The following is a 20637-nucleotide window of genomic DNA, read 5'->3' as shown; positions in this document are numbered from 1 at the left end:
GAACTGAATATGCCGGTCGAGGCGACGAGGGCATGCAGCGAGAGCGAGCATGGCGCTATCGCTATCCGCGTCAAGAATCTCAGCAAGTGCTACCAGATCTACGAGAATCCGCGCGATCGCCTCAAGCAGTTTGTCATGCCGCGCCTGCAGCGCCTCGGCGGGCGGCCGCAGCAGCAGTATTACCGGGAATTCTGGGCCCTGAAAGACGTCTCGTTCGAGATCAAGAAGGGCGACAGCATCGGTATCATCGGACGCAACGGATCGGGCAAGTCAACCCTGCTGCAAATCGTCTGCGGCACGCTGCATCCTAGCAACGGCCAGATTGAAGTGAATGGCCGTGTTGCCGCATTGCTGGAACTGGGATCAGGCTTCAATCCGGAGTTCACCGGCAGGGAAAATGTCTTCATGAATGCGAGCGTCCTGGGATTGACGCGTCAGCAGACAGAGGCCAGGTTTGCTGAAATAGAGGCATTCGCGGATATCGGCGATTTTATCGACCAGCCGGTCAAGACTTATTCCAGCGGGATGATGGTGCGTCTTGCCTTCGCGGTCATCGCTCACGTCGATGCCGATATTCTCGTCATCGATGAAGCGCTGGCAGTCGGCGATGCGTTTTTCACGCAAAAATGCATGCGGTTTTTACGCGCCTTCATGAAAACCGGAACGGTCCTCTTTGTCAGCCATGACACGAGCGCGGTCAAGAGTCTTTGCAACCATGTCATCTGGATAGAAAAAGGCAAGGCGCTGCAGGAAGGCAGTCCCAAGGACGTGTGCGAATCGTACCTGGAAGCGTTTTACGAGGCGCAGCAAGGTAAGAGCAGCACCACCAAGCTCAAGGCCATCAAAAGCCGCGACAGCGATCGTCCGCAAAAAGACCAGCGGCTGGCGTTCATCAACGCCAGCAACCTGCGCAACGACCTGCAGGTGTTCAAGTTTGATCCGGAGGCGGGGTCGTTCGGCAACGGCGGCGCGCAAATCACGGCTGTCGAATTCCTGGATAAAGATGATTCTCCGCTGTCTTGGGTGGTCGGCGGCGAGCTGGTTACGCTGGCCGTGCAGGCAACTGCGCACGAGCGGCTAAACGGCCCGATCATCGGTTTTTATATCAAAGATCGCCTGGGACAGTCTTTGTTTGGAGACAATACCTACCTGAGCCACGTGGATGAACAACTGGTCGGAGCGGCGGGAGACGAACTGCGGGCGGAATTCACCTTTTTGATGCCGGTGCTGCCGCCGGGCGATTACAGCGTGAATGTGGCCATTGCCAGCGGAACGCAAGAACAGCATATCCAGCATCACTGGATCACGGATGCGGTGATGTTCAAGTCGGAATCTAGCAGTTCGTCTACCGGCTTGATTGGCATACCGATGCAGCAGATAAAACTTGATGTAGCAAGGAATTTGACGTGACGACAGAACTAGACGGTTTGGAATTTACGGGTGAACGCTTCGTGCCCGAAGAACAGGGCAATATCGTGCTTGAACATCTGCACCGGTATTTGCAGGCGTGCGAAATTGCCGGCGGCAAGGTGGTGCTGGATATCGCCAGCGGCGAAGGCTATGGTTCCGCCATGCTCGCCAACAAGGCGCTGCAGGTAATCGGCGTCGATATATCGGAAGAGGCGGTCGAACACGCCAAGAATCGCTACCAGAAGAAAAACCTGGAGTACCGGGTAGGCAGTTGCGCCAGCATTCCGCTGCCCGACGCAAGCGTCGACATGATCGTGAGCTTCGAGACCATCGAGCATCACGACCAGCATGAAGAGATGATGCAGGAATTCAAGCGGGTGCTGCGTCCGAACGGAGTGGTGTTGATTTCCAGTCCCGACAAATATCATTATTCGATTGAGCCTGGATACAGCAATCCCTATCACGTCAAGGAACTGCTCGAGGAAGAATTCAAGCAGCTGCTTGGAAATTACTTTAAAAATACCAGCTACTTTGGGCAGCGCATCGTATACGGATCGGGCATATTTTCGGAATCGATGGCCACGCGTTCATCGAGCTATTCGTACCAGGGCAAGATCGTAGGCCAGGTGCCTGGAATGAGCAAGCCGGTATATTGGGTCGCAATTGCGTCCGACGGCGAGCTGCCTGTGCTGGCGTCGGGAATGCTGGAACAGCCCATTAACGATTCGGAGCTGATTCGGGAGTGGAGCCGGGTCGTGGCTGAAAGAGATGGGCAGATCCGTGAGTGGTCCAGGGTTGCAACGGAAAGAAACAAGCAGTTGGTTAATATGCAGCAAATAATAAACCAGCTTGAACGCAGGGTTTCTACCTTGAGCACTGAGACGGTGACGCGTGGCGAATGGGCTGTGGGTCTGGATCAGCAGTTGCAACAGGCGCAAGCCGAATTATCCAGGCTGACATCAAGTCACTCCTGGAAAATCACAATGCCGTTGAGAGAAAGCCGGCGTTGGCTGATGCATCCGGTGGTACAAGCCAAGCGCTATGTGAAATTTGCAGCCCGTACCGGCAGGGCGCTCTATTTACGTCTGCCATTAAGTGAGGAAACAAGAGCAGGGCACCGAGCGGCGCTGGAAAAATATGCACCACGTTTGCTGCGGGCCAGCCTCGGACAGGTTGTTCCCCCAGCGCCGCTTCAGGCGAGGGCTGTGGTTGGAACACCATACTCAGAGTTCGATCTCAGCAAAAACAAGATTGAACTGGCAACTTCGCTTACGCCGCTTGTTTCCGTCATCGTGCCTATTTATGGCAAGAGCAACTACACGCTGCGCTGCCTGGCGTCGATTGCTGCACATTCGCCTGCGCTGGCGTTCGAGATTATCGTGGTTGACGATTGCTCGCCGGATGACTCCGCCAATATTTTGCGAGGCATAAAAGGCATACGGCTGATCTCGAATCAGGAAAACCAAGGTTTCATCCGTTCCTGCAACCTCGGCGCCAAGGCAGCCAACGGCCAATATTTATGCTTCCTCAACAACGACACTGAAGTCACCTCCGGGTGGCTCGATGAGCTGCTCCGGACTTTCCGAGAGTTTCCTGGAACGGGATTGGTTGGCTCCAAGCTGGTATATCCGGACGGCAGTTTGCAGGAAGCCGGCGGCATTATCTGGCAAGACGGCAGCGCCTGGAATTTCGGCCGCAACCAGGACCAATTGCAGCCCATGTACAACTATGCCCGCGAGGTCGACTATTGCTCCGGTGCGTCCATTATGTTGACCAAGTCCCTGTTTGAGGAGCTTGGCGGTTTTGACGAGCACTATCTGCCAGCATATTGCGAGGACTCCGATCTTGCACTCAAGATTCGCGACCGGGGATATCGCGTCATTTATCAGCCTCTCTCCGTCGTCGTCCACTATGAGGGCATTACTTCAGGCACGGATACCGGGCAGGGCGCCAAAGCTTATCAGGTAGCGAATCTGAAAAAGCAGTTTCAGCGCTGGCAAAAGCGCCTGGCCAGCCATCAGGCGAACGGCGTCGATGTCGATGACGCGAAAGACCGCATGGCCAAGCGCCGCGTACTGGTGCTGGATCATTGCACGCCAACTCCCGACCAGGATGCCGGCTCGGTCATTACATTCAACTTGCTGCTCTTATTGCGCGAGATGGATTTCCAGGTGACCTTCATTCCTGAAAATAATTTCTTGTACTTGCCCGACTACACTTCTGCGCTGCAGCGCGCCGGGATTGAAGTGCTTTACGCGCCGTATTGCAATTCGGTTAGGCAGCATGTGATCGAAGTCGGGGAGCGTTACGACCTGGTCTTCATGTTCCGGCCCATGGTTGTGGTGAATCATCTTGAGTTGGTGCGCAAGTGGTGCCCGCAGGCCAAGGTGCTATTCCATACTGTCGATTTGCATTATCTGAGAATGTCCAGGGAAGCGGACATGCTTGGCGATGCGGTGAAGCGGGAAGAATCGGAGCAAATGAAGAAAATAGAGTTCGACAGCATTCGTGGGGCCGACGCAAGCATTGTGGTCAGCATGACCGAGCAAGAAATTCTGCGTCGAGAAATGCCTGACCAGAAAATTCACGTTTTCCCGTTGATCATGGATATTCGCGGCACGGATAAAACATTCAACGACCGGTGCGATATCGTTTTCGTAGGCGGCTATCAGCATGTACCGAATATCGACGCGGTGATCTACTTCGTGACTGAGATAATGCCGATCCTGCGCCAGAAGTTGCCGGGAGTGCGGTTCTACGCGGTAGGCAGCAACGTGCCGGAGCAGATCGAAGCATTGGCCAGTGAGGATGTCATCATCACCGGATTTGTCGAAGATCTGTCGCCGCTGCTGGATCGTATGCGTGTGTCGGTAGCGCCGCTGCGTTTTGGCGCCGGCATCAAGGGCAAGATCGGTACGTCGATGGCCGCGGGATTGCCGGCAGTTGCGACCTCTCTTGCAGCTGAAGGCATGTCGTTGACGCCCGGTCAAAATATCCTGGTGGCTGACGGCGCGCAAGCGTTTGCTGACGCGGTGGTTCAACTCTATCAGGATGAGTCGCTCTGGACGCAACTTAGCGAAGCTGGAATTGCTTTCGCAGAAAGCGCCTGGGGGGCTGAAGCCGCCTGGAAGACTCTAGGAAACATTCTTCACGATCTGGATCTGGATGTTGAGCGCAATACGCGCCCGCTTGCGCTTTGGTGCAACAAGCTAGATGTAAAGCCGGCCGCTCAAGGAACTCTATGAAGCTGGGGCTCGGAACATGGCGTTTCTTTTTAGCGTTCCTGGTAGTCATTTCGCACCTGTGGTCAGGCATGCTAGATGGCCCCGCGGCCTATGCCGTCTGGGGATTTTTCATCCTGAGCGGTTTTTTGATGACGCACGTACTTACCCATAAGTACGGTGACAGCAGAGGTGGGTTGGCCGACTATGCTTACAACCGGTTCTTACGAATCTATCCGGCTTATGTTGTCGCCATACTGGCAGGCGTAGCTTGTCTCCTGATCTTGCCGAAATTCGGAGTGACACTTTCAAGCCTGAATCCGCAATTCAACTGGCCGCATAGTATTCGCGAGTGGGCGGCGAATCTGCTGTTGCTTGCAGTACCGGCTCCCGGTTTGTTTGTTCCGGTTTCGGGCGCACTTGCCGTAGAGGTCTGTGTTTATGTTCTGATGCCGCTATTGGCTTTCAGCCGGGCTGCAGCTTGGATATCATTGATTCTCAGCGTACTGTTGAATCTGAAGTATGGGCTCACCATAGAAACTTTTGGCGAGCGCTATTCGTCTTTCCTGACTTGTTTCATGGTCTTTTCCTGCGGTTGTTTATTGTCACAATATCGGGAAAAGCTTAACATTTTCAGGGCGCCTCTAATCAGCGTTATTGTCTGGTTGCTGCATTGCCTGGTGTGGCTTAAGTACGATCAATGGCCATGGACATACGGTCTCTATGCCTCCATCATCCTTTCGGGATGGGTGGTCTTGTCCTTGTCTTCTCAAAAGACCGGCAAGCTGGATTCTGTGCTGGGCGACCTGTCTTATCCTCTGTATTTGTTTCACACGACAGTTGCCGTATGCTTGATCCCGTTCGGGATCAAGATGCGGTCGTTCGAGTTTTTTGCCATTTCCTTCGTTTTGACCATAATAGTTTCATGGGGAGTAGTGATGCTGATAGATAAACCATTGGCTGGCCTCAAAAAGAAGAAGAATGTGGGGGTCACCTGACCATGCAATTCATGGAAACCCAGGAGCGGACGTCCTTGCCTGGTGCAAGCGCTGCCGAACAAGTGATCGCAGTTGTCATACCAAGTTATAAGGTGACGCGCCACATCATCGACGTGATAAGTTCGATCGGACCTGAAGTCGCGCGAATCTATGTGGTTGACGACAAATGCCCTGATAATTCTGGCGACTTTGTAGTGGCAAATTGCGTCGATCCTCGCGTGGTTGTATTGCGTCATGAAGAGAACCTTGGCGTTGGAGGCGCGGTCATGACTGGATATCAAGCAGCCATCAACGATGGCGTAGATATCATAGTGAAGGTTGACGGCGACGGCCAGATGGATCCGAAACTGATCCCACGTTTCGTGCAGCCGATTTTGTATGGGCAGGCTGACTACACCAAAGGCAACCGTTTTTATGATCTGGAAGAGATTGGCGCCATGCCGCCATTGCGCCTTTTCGGGAATGCAGCTCTTTCCCTGATGGCGAAATTTTCTACCGGCTACTGGAATTTATTTGACCCTACCAATGGCTATACTGCGATCCATGCCGATGTTGCGAAGCATTTGCCGTTCAAGAAAATAAGCCAGCGTTATTTTTTTGAAACCGACATGTTATTTCGTTTGAATATCATGCGGGCTGTTGCTGTGGACGTGCCAATGTCAGCAAAATATGCCGACGAAGTCAGTGGACTGAAGATATCAAAGATCGTTGGAGAGTTTTTGATAAAACACGTTCGCAATTTCGGCAAACGGATTTTCTACAACTATTATCTGCGGGATTTATCACTGGGTTCGATCGAACTTCCAATTGGGCTCGTGCTATTGGGATTTGGTCTTTGTTACGGAGCCTATCATTGGCTTGAGGCTGCTCGTTCTGTCATTCCTGCCCCCACTCCTGCCGGTACAGTAATGATGTCGGCCCTACCAATATTGACCGGCTTGCAGTTTGTGCTGGCGTTCATTGGGCAAGATATTGCGTCAATACCTCGGCGTCCACGGCATCTAGGGCGTTCGATCGGAGATAAATCAAAATGCGATGCACAATAATCGAATTGCCAATTTAGTCCATTAGCCAATGAAGTATATTCAATTTCTGAAAGAAAAGGCCAAAGGCTATTCGTTGACCGAGCTATTCCGTCTCGAATTCGAATCATTGTTCTTTGGTATTTTCGGGCTTGTACCGACTACCTTAGGAGTCATCCTGAGGGGGCTGATCTGCAAAGTTTTTTTCAGGTCGAGCAAAGGATTTATCTGGCTGCAACCTAACGTCGTTCTGGTGCATTCAGACCGAATTACCGTCGGGTCGAATTTTGCGGTCAATTCTGGCAGCTATATTAATGGTATTGGCGGCATAGAAATTGGTTCTTACGTACTTATTGGAAGCAACGTGACCATTTCGTCCGGACAACATCCAATCGAAGGCCGATTTCCGCCTGTTTTTGCAAGGAAAACAATTCCAAAGAAAATAGTCATCGGAGACGATGTCTGGATCGGCGCCGGTGCGGTAATTATGCCTGGCATCGTCATTGCGAAAGGCACGGTCATTGGGGCCAACTCGATCGTTACTAAAGATACCGAAGAGTATGCTGTGATGGTCGGCGCGCCCGCCAGGAAAATTAGGAGTCGATCCGATATATGAGCACATTTGTTAGGTACATCATCATTGCGGCCATCGCTTACGTGATCGACATGGGGGGGTATTATTGCCTGGTTAAGTTGGGATGGAATCCGATTGCATCGAATGTGCTTGTGAAAGTTGTAGCCGCGGTGAGCGGTTTCTTCATGCACCGGCGCTTCACCTATCAAATTACCGACTCTGCGGAAGTGACTGATCACGCCAAGAAATATTTTGGACTGGCGCTCTTGTATACGCCGGTGTCCTCCGCAGTACTATTTTTGCTCCTGTTCCTAATACATAATCCTATTTATGCCAAGGCGACATCCGATATTTTGCTATTTATTGTTACCTATTGGATTACTACAAAATTCACTTTCACAAAGTCAGTGTCCGGTGATCAAAAATCTTGATTCGAAATGATCGATGGTGATCTATCTTCGAAAAATTGCATTAGCGAGACATTATGGACATTGAAGTAAAAAATTATTTATTTTGGTTTCTCAATCGATTTCAATCCAGCTTCTGCAAGGCATATGAAGCCCCGCGTCATTTCATCGTGCCTGAGAAAGTAATTTAATGAAATTGTTGATTACGGGAGCCAACGGGTACATCGGTGCAAAGCTACGGCACATTGCCAAAGATCGTGGCCATGAAGTGATTTCCTTGTCTCGCACAAAGGGGGGAGCGAATACCGGGGAATGGTCACATTACGATATTAGCGACAAAGTTCCGATCGAAATTCCGGCCGACGCAGGAGCTGTCATACATCTGGCTATCAGCGGTAAGCTCGCATCTGAAAGCGATTGTGTTGCAGAGATATCTTCCGCTTGCTTATTGTTGAAGGCAACCCTGCGTTCCGGCGCCAAATTCATTTTCGTATCCAGCCAAACTGCCAGTAAAGATGCGCCGACCATGTATGGACGCACCAAATGGGCAATTGAGCAGGAAGTGCTGAAAGCAGGCGGTTGGGTCGTTCGTCCCGGCCAAGTGTATGGTGGAGATGAAAAGGGATTGTTTGGCATATTGAGCGCTACGGTGCGAAGCCTGCCAGTATTGCCAGCATTCTTTCCCGCGCCACGTGTTCAGCCGGTGCATGTGGATGATCTCGCAAACGCATTGCTGGCAGTGGCTGGACGTCAGGATTTAACCCCGCGTATTCTTTGTGTCGCGGCAGCGCAGCCAGTTTCATTCACGCATTTTTTGGGTTTGATTGCTTCAGAGCGGCTACGGGTTCGCCGTATTTTCGTGCCAGTGCCTACGTTTCTCGTGCGAGCGGCAACATTGGTGCTGGGAGAGCGAATAAGCATCAAACTTGGGATTGAGCGTCTTGCATCGTTGTTTGCATTACCACAAATGCATACCGCTGAGGATTTGCGCAGTCTGGCGCTGGATTTGCGCTCGCTGCAATCTGGTATGCGGCGCGCCACAATCGTAGGCGAGAGGCAGAATAGACGATCACTTGCGCGTGAGGCTAAATCTATGCTGACCTACGTGTTAAAGCGAAAGCCTGGGCTAGCTGTTCAAGGGCGCTATGTGCGTGCCGTTGAATTGTTCCGTAGCGGGATCCCGCTGGAATTACCGGCTTTTATGCTTCATGCGCCGTTGGCATTGGCGTTGCTGGACGACCGTGGCTTCACTTCATCAGCTGCAGGGAAAGAGTTTCTGTGGCGATTGAATACGGCAACGATTCTGGCCGAAGCAACGACAGTTGGCGCTTCACGGTTCATCGGTATCGGTGAGCATTCTGGCGCGGTCCGATATGGCATGTTGATTGCGTGGTCGGTGGTGATGGAGGCAGTATGGCGACTGTCTAGTTTTTTTTGGTTGCCGATCTATTTACGTCGTTTGAACGTGGAATTTACGAAATGACGGCGGATTTCGATGTAATTATTGTCGGAAGTGGGCCTGCTGGCGTTTCCGCCGCATTTCCGCTTGTCGCTGCGGGGAAAAAGGTATTGATGGTTGATGGGGGAAACAGTCCGGCCGGTGAGTTGCCACGGCAACCGTTTCTTGCAGCGCGCGAATACGACCAGGAACAGTGGAAGTGGATGATAGGCAGTGATTTGCATGCACTCGGTATGCACGATGCGATTTCTCCAAAAATGCGGGTTCCTGCGCACGCAAAAGTATTCAGCGAATTCAATACCGCCAATCATATTAATTCCGAGAACTTTGTCGCGATCGGCTCTCTTGCGCAAGGCGGCCTGTCCAATGCATGGGGCTGTGGCGTCGCACGATTTTCATCGGCGGAGCTAGAAGAGTTTCCATGCCCGCCCTTCGAACTGGAAAATGCCTATCGGTTGGTGGCGCAACGCATTGGAATCAGTGGACCAGAAGCCGATGATCTCTCGGACTATTTTGGATTGGACTCATGGTCGCAACCGCCGATTGCAATGGATGCGCTACATGAGCGCATGTACGCTCGTTACGAGAAACATCGCCAGTCGTTGAACGGAACGGGGTTTCGTCTTGGGCGTTCCAGGATTGCCGTGCTCAGCCAAGATCTTGGGCGCCGGCAGGGATGCAACAACCAAGGAAATTGTCTTTATGGCTGTGATCGCGGAGCGCTATATTCAGCCAGCACAGATCTGGCCGCCTTGAAACTGTTCCCCAATTTTTATCACCAAACCATGGTGGTCGATGCTTTAAGACAAGGCGACGGACATTGGTTGATTGAAGGTACCGCTGGAAAGCAGGCCAAATCGCTTTCTGGCTCCAGAATATTGTTGGCGGCCGGAACGTTGGCTACCACCCGTCTCGCTTTGAATGCATTGCAGATGCAACAGTCGGTTCGACTCCTGTCGTGCCCCACCGCCGCTTTCGTTTTATGCTTGCCGTCATCGTTTGGAGCTGCCCGTCATACTGGCTTCGGCCTAGGACAATTGTCATTTGTATTGTCTTTGCGCGACGACATCCATGTGCTGGGTTCTACTTTTGCAACGTCGGGCCTGCCGATCTCTGAATTTGTGAATTATTTGCCGCTGCGCCGGCGTTATGGCGTTGACCTATTGAAAGCATTGCTTAGCTCGTGCGTGGTCGGGAATCTGTTTTTGCCGGGTAATCTGTCGGACAACCATGTATCTGTTGATGGCGCCGGAGCGTTGCATATCAAAGGTGGCTTCAAAGAAGAGACCGCAGTGTTGCTGAAGACGGCGGGATCGCGGTTGCGTAAGGCATACGCACAGCTCGGCGCCTACATGCTGCCCATGAGTTTTACCGCTGCCAAAGCCGGCGCAGATATACATTATGCGGGTACATTGCCCATGCGGATCAATCCGGTGCGAGGCGAAACCGGATCTTCGGGAGAGCTATTCGGATTGGCTGGGGTGCATGTTGTCGACGGCGCCGCTTTGCCGCTGCTTTCCGAAAAATCACACACGCTTACCATCATGGCTAACGCAACCAGAATAGGGGAAAGGTTGGCAGTCGGTTATCATTGCGCCTAGGCATGGACCGGCATTTTTGCACAAAATTAAAATTTGACTTGAGAGCAAGTGCCGCTGCACTTGGTATTGGACCTGGAATCATGGTAGCTGCAAATTACAACAATAAAGAATTTGTCACCATCGTCAAATTCGGCATTAGCGGGATTTTAGTGACGTGCGTTGCGTATTTGGCATATTTGATGTTTTTCTCAATCACGTCGAATGATTTTAAGTCGGTTTTATATTCATATATTTTGGCAATTCCGCTTTCTTATCATTTGAATTGCAAATTTGTTTTTAAGAAAATATATTCATTGAGATCATATTCTTGGTTTGTATTTATTCAATTAATAGCCATGTTTCTGAATTATTTCATCTTGAGAAGATTGAATTTGTATTTTGAGTATTATATTTCGGCAATGATTAGTTATGGTGTTGTTCCAGTTGTAATTTTTTTATTAAATAGAATATTGGTTTTTAAAAAATGACTAAAGCTAGAAATATATTCGGAGTTTTACTTGCGCTGGCTATAGTTTTTTTTCTTGCAGAATTGAATTACGCACGATTCATCCACATGGCTGGGGACTCCGCTGGCTATGTTGATTTGATCAAAAGAGTATCGTTATTTGGAGACATGCGTTCGCAAGTATTTGCTGCTGCCTATCCATTATTCGATCTTGCAAAAACAGCTGAGGTATTCTGTTCCAATGCCTTGGTAAGTAAATATGAAAACAGCTCATTCTTCCAATGGCACTCTTATGCAATTGTATTTCCGATTGCATGGGTGGGAAAAATGTTTACAAACAACTATGCGTATACCGCCGCAGTTGCGAATGCATTAGCAGTTTTTTTAACTTTTTTCGGCACTTTTTTAATTGCAAGAAAAAATAAAATGGATTGGGTGGAAATTATTCTTTTCCTACTGATCATGCTGACATTCAGCCCTTTGGTTGGCTCGATATCTGGTCAATACTATTTTGATAGGTTATTTATCCCGGCTGCAATCTTTTATTTCTATTTCTATTTGCAAAGAGATTATAAATTTTCATGGTTGATTTCCATTGGAATTATTATCTTTGCTGCCCTTGTCAGTGAGCGGTCGGCATTGATGATTGGGGTGATTGCAATCTATTTGGCGGCCTGGGATACAAAAAATAATCCGAAATTCAGATATGCCACTATCTTTTTCGGTTTTGCGGCAATTGCATATTATGTGATATGGGCAAAATTCATTCAAGATAGTTTTTATGCCGATACAACATCGTTATCAGTGATTGTTTCTAACGTGAAACAAATATTTAATTTCCAGTCAAATATTTCGAAATTGACAGTTGAACTGCTCGTAATGCTGTTGCCGTTGATAATCATGATAGTTCCTGCGAAGAAATATATTGTATTGTTCGCCATTCTTTTAGCCCCCAACATTCTATTGAATGTTGGGGGGGCAGAGAAAACTGGCTATTTGACTCATTATCATTCTTACTATATTCCAGTACTTATTGTTGGCGCCCTGATGGGCTATTTGGAATACAAGAACAATGCAATAGTGGGTCGCTACCGATACCTGCTTCTGTTTGTTGTTCTTGTATTCAATGCCATAAATATTCATGGCCGCTTATTTGCAGTAGGCCCGACCTTGACACATAGTTTCTCAGGCGATATCGGTTTGCTTGTGGAGGGCTCGAATATAAGAAAAGCTTCTGATGAACGTTCAATAAAATTTAATGAGCTCTTGTCCAATATCAAGGAAGATAATCCGACAATATCCACCAATGAATTTGCAATGCCGATATTGGTATTAAAAGGATTTACGCATATCAGGATGTTTCCTATCGGATTGTATGATTCCGATTATTTGTTGCTGGAATCTGCTGTAGGTGATGATCAGGCCAATATAATTCTCCCTGTATATGGAGCTGCTGAAGATCTAAAAGAAATATCGAATTGCATGTTTTTGAAACTCAAAGATAGATATAAAGAAGTTGGAGCCCAAGATATTGGCGCGATTAAATACAGGTTGATGAAGCGGATTATTTAAAATGAAAGATATCAATATATTGTGTCCGGTTTATAATGAATCGGAGAATATTCGTTTATTTATTTCAGAATTCGATAAAATCATATCGGGATATGCTGATAAATATAAATTCACATTTTATTTCGCTGATAATTGTTCAACGGATGATACTCTTTCAATATTGAAGGAAATTTCCCAGTCTCGAAATGACGTTCGAGTTATCAGTTACGCAAAAAACTATGGTGTAATGAAATCGATTTATACCGGGATATTAAATAGCAAATGTGACGCACTGGCAGTTTTTGACTGCGATTTGCAGGACCCACCTGAATTGTTGGCAAAATATATTGCACTATGGGAATCTGGTTATTCTTTTGTCTATGGAGTGCGGGTATCACGACAGGAAGTGTATTTGCTGACCTGGTTTAGGAAAATGTATAAAAAAATCGAAAGATTTGTTAATCCCAATCCAGTGAATGTTGAAAGCGGCGCATGGTTTCTCGATAATGAAATTATCGAAGTGATGAGGAAAAATAATAATTTTGATAGCTATCTTCCGGGATTGCTGTCGAGAGTAGCCTATAACTCGGTTGGCGTACCTTACGATAGGGTCGATAGGAAATTCGGGACTTCAAAATTTAATTTCTTTGCCTATTTCTCATATGCGCGAGACGGTTTGCTAAGCGGTACCATTACTCCGTTGCGCATTTCTGTTTTTGTCGGCTTAGGTTTGTTTTTGCTGTCTATGTTGTCTTCGTTTTATTTTATTCTGGCTAAATTCTATTTGGGGATTCAATTTTCAAATGGCATTGCGGCGTTATTGATTCTGACATTGACATTATTCAGTTTTAATTTTCTTATCCTGGGCATCTTTGGCGAGTACCTCGGCAGGATCTATCTGGCACGAAGCAATCAGGATCCAGCCGTCATACTGTTTGATAGTGATAAGCAAAAAAAGGAAATTTGACGCGGTTTTTTGCAACCCGATTACGACCAACTATAAAAATTGAATTGTCAGATTTTATTAATGAAATTTATCTTTAGCCGATATTGAAAAAATTATGAAAGCAGTCATTCTTGCCGGAGGCCTGGGAACGCGCATCTCAGAAGAAACCAGTTCCCGTCCGAAACCCATGGTTGAAATTGGTGGTAAGCCTATCCTCTGGCATATCATGAAAATCTATTCATCCCACGGGGTCAATGATTTCATTATTTGTTGCGGCTACAAGGGTTATGTCATCAAGGAGTATTTCGCAAATTATTTTTTGCACATGTCTGATGTGACATTTGACATGGCAAATAACGAGATGCAAGTTCACCATCAATATGCCGAACCGTGGAAAGTCACGCTTGTTGATACGGGCGATCAAACCATGACAGGTGGGCGTTTGGCTCGAGTCAAGCAGTACATCAAGGATGAAGATGCATTTTGTTTCACCTACGGTGACGGGCTAAGCGATGTCGATATTTCAAAGCTGATCGAGTTTCATCGGATACACGGAAAAAATGCGACGTTGACGGCGACCTTGCCTCCGGGGCGTTTTGGTGCACTGGATATCCAGGCCGATCACAGGGTTTCTTCGTTTAATGAGAAACCAAAGGGCGACGGAGGGGTGATCAACGGAGGATTCTTCGTCTTGTCGCCGAAGGTGCTCACTCTCATTGAAGACGATATGACGACCTGGGAAAAAGGTCCTTTGGAAGAACTCGCTACGACTGGCGAATTGCTGGCCTACCAGCATGAAGGTTTTTGGCAGCCAATGGACACACTGAGAGACAAGAATTATCTCGAAGAGCTTTGGGCTTCTGGGCGCGCTCCTTGGAAAGTTTGGGACTAGGCCGAACCATGAATCCTCAATTTTGGAATGGCAGGCGAGTATTTGTTACTGGCCACACAGGCTTCAAAGGTAGTTGGCTGTCGCTGTGGCTGCAAGAGATGGGAGCTGAGGTTACCGGCTACGCTTTGCAGCCTCCGACATCCCCAAGCCTGTTTAATGTCGCATTGGTAGCAGATGGCATGACATCGCTCATCGGGGACGTCAGGGACCAGGATGCATTGCTGCAAGCCTTGCAGCAAGCTCAGCCGGAAATCGTGATCCATATGGCTGCGCAGCCGCTGGTGCGGTATTCCTATGATAATCCGGTCGAAACGTACTCGACCAATGTCATGGGCGTGATTTACCTGCTCGAGGCTGTGCGGCGAACTGGTTCGGTGCGCGCGGTTGTCAATGTCACGACAGACAAATGCTATGAAAACAAGGAGTGGCTCTGGGCCTACAGGGAAAACGAAGCAATGGGCGGCTACGATCCATACAGCAATAGCAAGGGCTGTTCGGAATTGGTTACGGCGGCGTATCGCAGCTCCTACTTCAATACGGACAAGTATCGGGAGCATGGGGTCGCACTGGCTACGGCACGGGCAGGGAATGTCATTGGCGGCGGCGATTGGGCGGTGGACCGTTTGATCCCCGATATCATGCAGGCGATTGCGGACGGCACTGCTGTCAATATTCGTAGTCCACATGCCGTACGTCCCTGGCAGCACGTGCTTGAACCGCTTTCAGGTTATCTGACGCTGGCCGAGAAGCTGGTTGAGAAAGGACCGGATTTTGCGCAAGCCTGGAATTTTGGTCCGCGCCAAGAAGATGCGCGGCCTGTCCAATGGATTGTCGAATATCTCACCAAACTGTGGGGTGGCGGTGCTTCATGGACCTTGGACCAAAATCCGCAGCCGCACGAAGCTACATATTTGAAGCTGGATATAGCCAAGGCTGCTTCATTGATGAATTGGACGCCACGCTGGGATTTGGCGCACACGCTAGAGTCAATCGTGGCTTGGCAAAAATCGTATCAGTCCGGCCACAACATGCGCCAGCTAACGCTAGAGCAAATAGCCTCCTATCAAAATAGTGCACATTAAACTAAGCCAAGAAATAAATATCATGACTAAAGAAGAACTACGACAACAAATATTGACACTCGTCCGCCAATACGGCGAGCTGGACAGCAAGGCCAAGCCTTTTTTCCCGGGCGTCACGCCAGTTCCTCCATCGGGCAAGGTTGTGGGCGCCGAAGAGATGGAACTGATGACGGAAGCCGCTCTCGATTGCTGGCTGACGACAGGGCGTTTCAACGAGCAGTTTGAAAAAAAGCTCGCCGATTTTATCGGAGTGAAACATCTCATAACAGTGAATTCCGGCTCGTCAGCGAATCTGGTGGCATTTTCCACATTGACTTCTCCCAAGCTCGGGGATCGTGCGATCAAGCAAGGGGATGAAGTCATTGGTGTTGCAGCCGGATTTCCAACTACAGTCAATCCGATTCTACAATTTGGCGCAGTACCAGTTTTTGTCGATGTCGAAAAAGGGAATCACAATATCGACGCGTCCAAAATCGAGGCTGCGATCAGTCCGAAGACCAAAGCAATCATGCTGGCGCACTCCCTTGGAAATCCCTTCAATCTAGAGGTGGTAACCGCCATCTGTAAAAAATACAATCTGTGGCTGGTAGAGGATTGTTGCGATGCGTTGGGATCCACTTACAACGGGCAGATGGTGGGTACCTTCGGAGACATTGCTACATTGAGCTTCTATCCTGCGCATCACATTACCATGGGTGAGGGCGGGGCGGTTTTTACCAATAATTATGAACTGAAACAAATCGCGGAATCTTTTAGGGACTGGGGCAGGGATTGCTATTGTCCTCCAGGAAAAGATAATACCTGCGGCAAGCGGTTCTGCTGGAAACTCGGTAATTTGCCAGAGGGTTATGATCACAAATATACCTATTCGCACCTGGGTTACAACCTGAAAATTACAGACATGCAGGCCGCATGTGGATTGGCCCAGTTAGAAAAAGCACCTGCGTTCATTCAGGCGCGGAAAGAAAATTTCGCTTTCCTGAAAGAGCGCCTGCAATCATGTGAAGAATTTTTGCATTTGCCTGAGCCCACACCTAATTCGGACCCATCGTGGTTCGGTTTCCCGATTACGCTCAAAGACAACGCTCCTGTCACACGTCTCGATCTCCTGACTTATCTGGACCAGAATAAAGTTGGAACGCGCCTGTTGTTCGCAGGCAACCTGACTCGTCAACCATATATGGTCGACGCAAAATATAGGGTTAGCGGGGATTTGACAAATACCGATGATGTAATGAACAACACCTTTTGGATTGGTGTGCAGCCGGCATTAACCAGGGAAATGCTGGAATATGCCGCGACGAAAATCGAAACCTATCTGGGATTGAACTTTGACTAAAGGGAGCACCTGTATCCTGGTTACTGGCGCGAGTGGTTTCCTGGGTTCGAATATCACTCGTGCTTTGCTTGGGGCGGGCCATTCAGTCCGGGCGCTGCGGCGTATTGATTCCTCCATGGCGCGAGTTGCGGACATCATGGACGATGTCGAGTGGCTCACGATTGGCGAAAGCAGAGAAGATGAATTTGCTGCTTTTTTCGAGGGCGTCGACTGCGTGATCCACACGGCGGCGAGCTACGGCCGCAAAGGGGAAAGCGTGGTCGATATTGCCAAGGCCAATACGATACTTGGTCTGGACGTACTCAACGCTGCGCTAGAACGAAAGGTGAAAACCTTTATTAATACAGATAGCGCTCTGCCTAAAAATACCAAGCCCTACACACTGTCAAAAGCGCATTTTGCGGAATGGGGCAGGTATTTTGCAGAAAATTCGCAGATTCGTTTTATTAATATCCGGCTCGAGCATATGTATGGGCCTGGTGACGACTCTGTAAAGTTCACGAACTATGTCATTGATGCTTGTCTGTCGAATGTTCCGATCTTGAATCTTACAGAGGGCAAGCAAGAGCGCGATTTCATTTATATCGACGATGTGGTTTCAGCTTATATGCTGTTGCTTCAGCGGCTGACGTCCATGGACTTGTCATATTGCGACATTTCCCTGGGTTCGGGAGAGACCGTATCAATTCGGGCGCTGGTGGAGACCATTCACCGTATTGCGAACTCCAAGACAAGGCTGGCTTTCGGTGCGACGAAACTGAGTGCAAACGATGTCATGCATTCATGCGCAGATATTTCGTACATGAAAAGCCTTGGATGGCAACCTGAAATGCCGTTGCATCAAGGTCTCCTTACTACCGTAGAGTATGCCCGGCAAGGGCAATGACGATCGTCTCTTTCGGTTTGCAGGAGATCATCGTTTGTAGAAAATGCGGAAAGCATACCGGCTGAATCATGCCCAAAGCAGGATTGCGGCGATAGGTGTTGCCTGGCGCCTAAATGAATTGAAGTTTTTTTGACAGAAGAACTCGCGGAAAACCAAATGGAAATGGATATTTATGTTTGTTGCGACTCGCGGTGACATTGAGCAACCAGTGTGGAAGGCATGGTTCTTTCTGACCTCTGCCATGCTGTTATTGGCTTGCGCAATCTATGGCACAGCAGCGGCTGGCTGGTGGGGCGGGAAGGTCTGGCCCATGGCGGCTAATCGAGACGCTTTTGCCATTTTGGCTGTCGGGAGTTTCCTGCTCTATTTTGCATCGCTGTACTTTGGCTTGCCAGTTTATGCCCTGCTAATCCTTCCAGTGATTCTGTACATCGGCATGAGCGGCTTGGCCCCGCTGGCGGCGGTGATCTGGATCTGGGCCTGTTCGGTGCTGATAGGGGCCGGCGTCACGGCGCTCCTAGGGGATAAAGACAGTACTACATGGACTCTAAGGAACGCAGCAGTCGGATTTGCGGTGATCGGGACACTGGTCGCGATGTTGGCCCATCTTCCGGTGAACATTCCTAGCCTTTATTTTGTTTTATTTTCATTGCTTGCAATTGTTGCTGCTTGGCGTCTCAAGCGAGTGGGGCGGTTCACTCGCCTGGCATGGCCCTCTTTCGTCAGAACGCAGCGCCCCCTTGCGGAAAACCTTCTTGCCGCCATCATGCTGGTGGGCTTCACGCTCGTAATGGCGGTAACGACATTTCCCGAGCTGGGATATGACGCTCTTGCGTTCCATTTGAACATTCCGGCCAAAATGCTGGAAACGGGCATGTGGCGTTTTGACGTGAAGCAATACGTCTGGTCGGTCATGCCGTTTGGAGCAGACTGGTTATTGGTGCCTCCCTATTTTTTGGCAGGTGAACAAGGTGCCCGTCTTTTAAATTCTTCGTTTCTGTTAGCCATAGTTCTGTACGGCTATCGTATGCTCGCCCCGAAGATCGGGCCGGCATTGGCAATGGCTGTGCCAGCGCTTTTGCTAACCTGGCCGATTTCATTTCTAGAGATGGGTTCCACCTTCATCGAGGCGCCCCTGGCCTTTTTCTTCCTGCTTTCCTTAGGTGAACTACAGACGTCTGATCGTGCCGGTGTTGCGAAGGGGCGGTGGATGGTGCTGGGCGCGATGGCCGGTTTTGCGTGCTCAATCAAACTGTTGGGAGTTTTAATTATTCCCTTTTTGCTGGTCGGCGCTTTGCTGCGGTCACGCATGGGAAAATTCCAGCAACTGACCCCTGCGGCTTTTATCCTCGGATTTGCGGTCTTTCTGGTATTCGCGCTGCCTCCTTATGTGGTGGCGTTCCTAAAGACAGGAAATCCCGTTTTTCCTTTTTATAACAGTGTGTTTCGCTCGCCGGATTTCATAGTAGGCAGCATGTTTGGCGATGGCAGCGATTTCAGCAACCCTTTTTATAAAAAAGCTGTCGACTTAAAATTGTTTTGGGACATGAGTATCCACTCAACCGGATTCGGTGAATTCCAATCCCCCGGAGCATTAGGCGTCGTACTACTGGTGCTTTTCCCGCTGTCGCTTCTGGTTGCAGCCAGCACTCGACGTTGGTGGGTACTGGCGACTCTTCTCGTCGCAACCGCATATGTGGTCCTTGTGTTCCGTAATCAGGCTTATCTTCGCTATGCGTTTCCAGTTTTTCCGTGGCTGGTGATATTCGGCGTATGGGCGTTGTCCCGACTGAGGCACGCACTCTTCTACGGAACAGTCATAGTTTTGGTTTTGTGTTTAATTAACCTGTTGCGCTTTCCGGTAGGGTTTTGGCCCTTGCAGCAATTCGACCTGAATTTATTGTGGAAAAGAGATGCAAATGCCGCGCTTCTGTTGAGAAGCAAGCCTGAAGCTGTGGCTGGCCAGATTATCTCCAAGATGGGGAACCTCAAAGGAAAGAAGATCCTGATTGTGGGGCTCGACCCGGTTTACAGCAGTTTCCCTGCCGATACGTTCGCAGATGCCTGGCACTCATGGACTTACTATGCACCGTCATTAAAAGACCGGAGCATGCGGACCTCGATTGCCAGGATAGGGGCCGAGATTGTGGTGCATACAGTCGGCCGCGGATATTCGCGCGAAGCGGAATTGTTCGATATTACGACCGAACTGTTTCGGATCGGTGATGTACGCGTGGGACTTGTGAAGCCGGACGCGATTTATACGCAAGAGCATATCGTCAATGGAGAACTCGCGAATGGTGCGCAAAACTGGCAACTTAACGGAGCAACGATTGAGGCCAAAGGGATCGCCGCATCTGAAAGCACGCCAATTACGCAAACTGTTGAATTTAAATCAATAGATCTTTCGGTGCTTCAGCCGGACTTGGCCCGTTTGATTCGTCTCATACTGCCCACCACTGTGAATGTTGATCCGTTATCCCTGGAAATACAGACGACTTGCCCCGCCGGGCATTCTTTCCGTTCCACGATACGTTGGATGGGGCCAAGCCATAATCTCATCTCTGAAGATGTTATGGCGTATCCTTGCGGACCGGATTTTGGCAAATCCCGGCATGCAATTTTGAAGCCTGGAGCTGCTAGCAGCGCAAGCATTTCAATAGCATCAACAGATCAGCGCCCAGTCACTTTCAATAGAATTTCTCTGCGCTCTACCGAGTAAAATGGATGATTGTTGAAAATGCAATAGGAATTTGTTTGCTGTTGGCACGGTCAAACTAGCTGGTATTTTTTGCCATCTGGAT

Annotated in this window: 16 protein-coding genes; all 16 read left to right on the top strand. The window is 49.3% G+C overall.

Annotation, left to right across the window (positions count from 1 at the left end; translation table 11 throughout):
• Positions 1-9: 9 nt before the first annotated feature.
• Positions 10-1410, top strand: a complete 1401-nt coding sequence (locus AC07RZ_RS18885; RefSeq protein ID WP_494669176.1) for an ABC transporter ATP-binding protein — start codon at positions 10-12, stop codon at positions 1408-1410.
• Positions 1407-4655, top strand: coding sequence for a glycosyltransferase (locus AC07RZ_RS18880; protein ID WP_494669111.1), 3249 nt, complete (start codon positions 1407-1409; stop codon positions 4653-4655). The genes AC07RZ_RS18885 and AC07RZ_RS18880 overlap by 4 nt, the downstream gene beginning before the upstream one ends.
• Positions 4652-5629, top strand: a complete 978-nt coding sequence (locus AC07RZ_RS18875; protein WP_494669110.1) for an acyltransferase family protein — start codon at positions 4652-4654, stop codon at positions 5627-5629. Before AC07RZ_RS18880 ends, AC07RZ_RS18875 begins: the two co-directional genes overlap by 4 nt.
• A gap of 11 nt (positions 5630-5640) precedes the next feature.
• Positions 5641-6675 carry a glycosyltransferase gene (locus AC07RZ_RS18870; RefSeq protein WP_494669109.1) on the top strand — a complete coding sequence of 345 codons (1035 nt, stop codon included), beginning with the start codon at positions 5641-5643 and terminating at the stop codon, positions 6673-6675.
• A gap of 28 nt (positions 6676-6703) precedes the next feature.
• The gene (locus AC07RZ_RS18865) at positions 6704-7267 is read left to right on the top strand and encodes an acyltransferase (protein ID WP_494669108.1); all 564 of its coding nucleotides are present in this window, start codon (positions 6704-6706) and stop codon (positions 7265-7267) included.
• A complete protein-coding gene (locus AC07RZ_RS18860; RefSeq protein ID WP_494669107.1) occupies positions 7264-7656 on the top strand; it encodes a GtrA family protein in 393 nt (130 codons plus the stop codon). The genes AC07RZ_RS18865 and AC07RZ_RS18860 overlap by 4 nt, the downstream gene beginning before the upstream one ends.
• Before the next feature lie 166 nt (positions 7657-7822).
• Positions 7823-9115, top strand: a complete 1293-nt coding sequence (locus AC07RZ_RS18855; protein WP_494669106.1) for an NAD-dependent epimerase/dehydratase family protein — start codon at positions 7823-7825, stop codon at positions 9113-9115.
• Positions 9112-10692 carry an FAD-dependent oxidoreductase gene (locus AC07RZ_RS18850; RefSeq protein ID WP_494669105.1) on the top strand — a complete coding sequence of 527 codons (1581 nt, stop codon included), beginning with the start codon at positions 9112-9114 and terminating at the stop codon, positions 10690-10692. The genes AC07RZ_RS18855 and AC07RZ_RS18850 overlap by 4 nt, the downstream gene beginning before the upstream one ends.
• Before the next feature lie 2 nt (positions 10693-10694).
• Positions 10695-11159 (top strand): GtrA family protein, encoded by a 465-nt coding sequence (locus tag AC07RZ_RS18845; protein ID WP_494669104.1) that lies wholly within the window; start codon positions 10695-10697, stop codon positions 11157-11159.
• A complete protein-coding gene (locus AC07RZ_RS18840; RefSeq protein ID WP_494669103.1) occupies positions 11156-12709 on the top strand; it encodes a hypothetical protein in 1554 nt (517 codons plus the stop codon). The genes AC07RZ_RS18845 and AC07RZ_RS18840 overlap by 4 nt, the downstream gene beginning before the upstream one ends.
• 1 nt (position 12710) lies before the next feature.
• Positions 12711-13655, top strand: a complete 945-nt coding sequence (locus AC07RZ_RS18835) for a glycosyltransferase (RefSeq protein ID WP_342830670.1) — start codon at positions 12711-12713, stop codon at positions 13653-13655.
• A gap of 94 nt (positions 13656-13749) precedes the next feature.
• Entirely contained in the window at positions 13750-14526 is a 777-nt protein-coding gene (gene rfbF, locus AC07RZ_RS18830; protein ID WP_494669102.1) for a glucose-1-phosphate cytidylyltransferase, read from the top strand.
• Between the two features lie 8 nt (positions 14527-14534).
• The gene (gene rfbG, locus AC07RZ_RS18825; protein ID WP_494669101.1) at positions 14535-15608 is read left to right on the top strand and encodes a CDP-glucose 4,6-dehydratase; all 1074 of its coding nucleotides are present in this window, start codon (positions 14535-14537) and stop codon (positions 15606-15608) included.
• 22 nt (positions 15609-15630) lie between these two features.
• Positions 15631-16947, top strand: a complete 1317-nt coding sequence (rfbH, locus tag AC07RZ_RS18820; protein WP_494669100.1) for a lipopolysaccharide biosynthesis protein RfbH — start codon at positions 15631-15633, stop codon at positions 16945-16947.
• Positions 16940-17833 (top strand): NAD-dependent epimerase/dehydratase family protein, encoded by an 894-nt coding sequence (locus AC07RZ_RS18815; RefSeq protein ID WP_494669099.1) that lies wholly within the window; start codon positions 16940-16942, stop codon positions 17831-17833. Before rfbH ends, AC07RZ_RS18815 begins: the two co-directional genes overlap by 8 nt.
• A gap of 172 nt (positions 17834-18005) precedes the next feature.
• Positions 18006-20555: an ArnT family glycosyltransferase gene (locus AC07RZ_RS18810; RefSeq protein ID WP_494669098.1), complete on the top strand. Its 2550-nt coding sequence runs from the start codon at positions 18006-18008 to the stop codon at positions 20553-20555.
• Positions 20556-20637: the final 82 nt, after the last annotated feature.

This window comes from Collimonas sp. GW821-FHT07E08, assembly GCF_059418905.1.
Note: the sequence above shows the minus strand (reverse complement) of the source record. Positions and strands in the feature narration are given on the sequence as shown.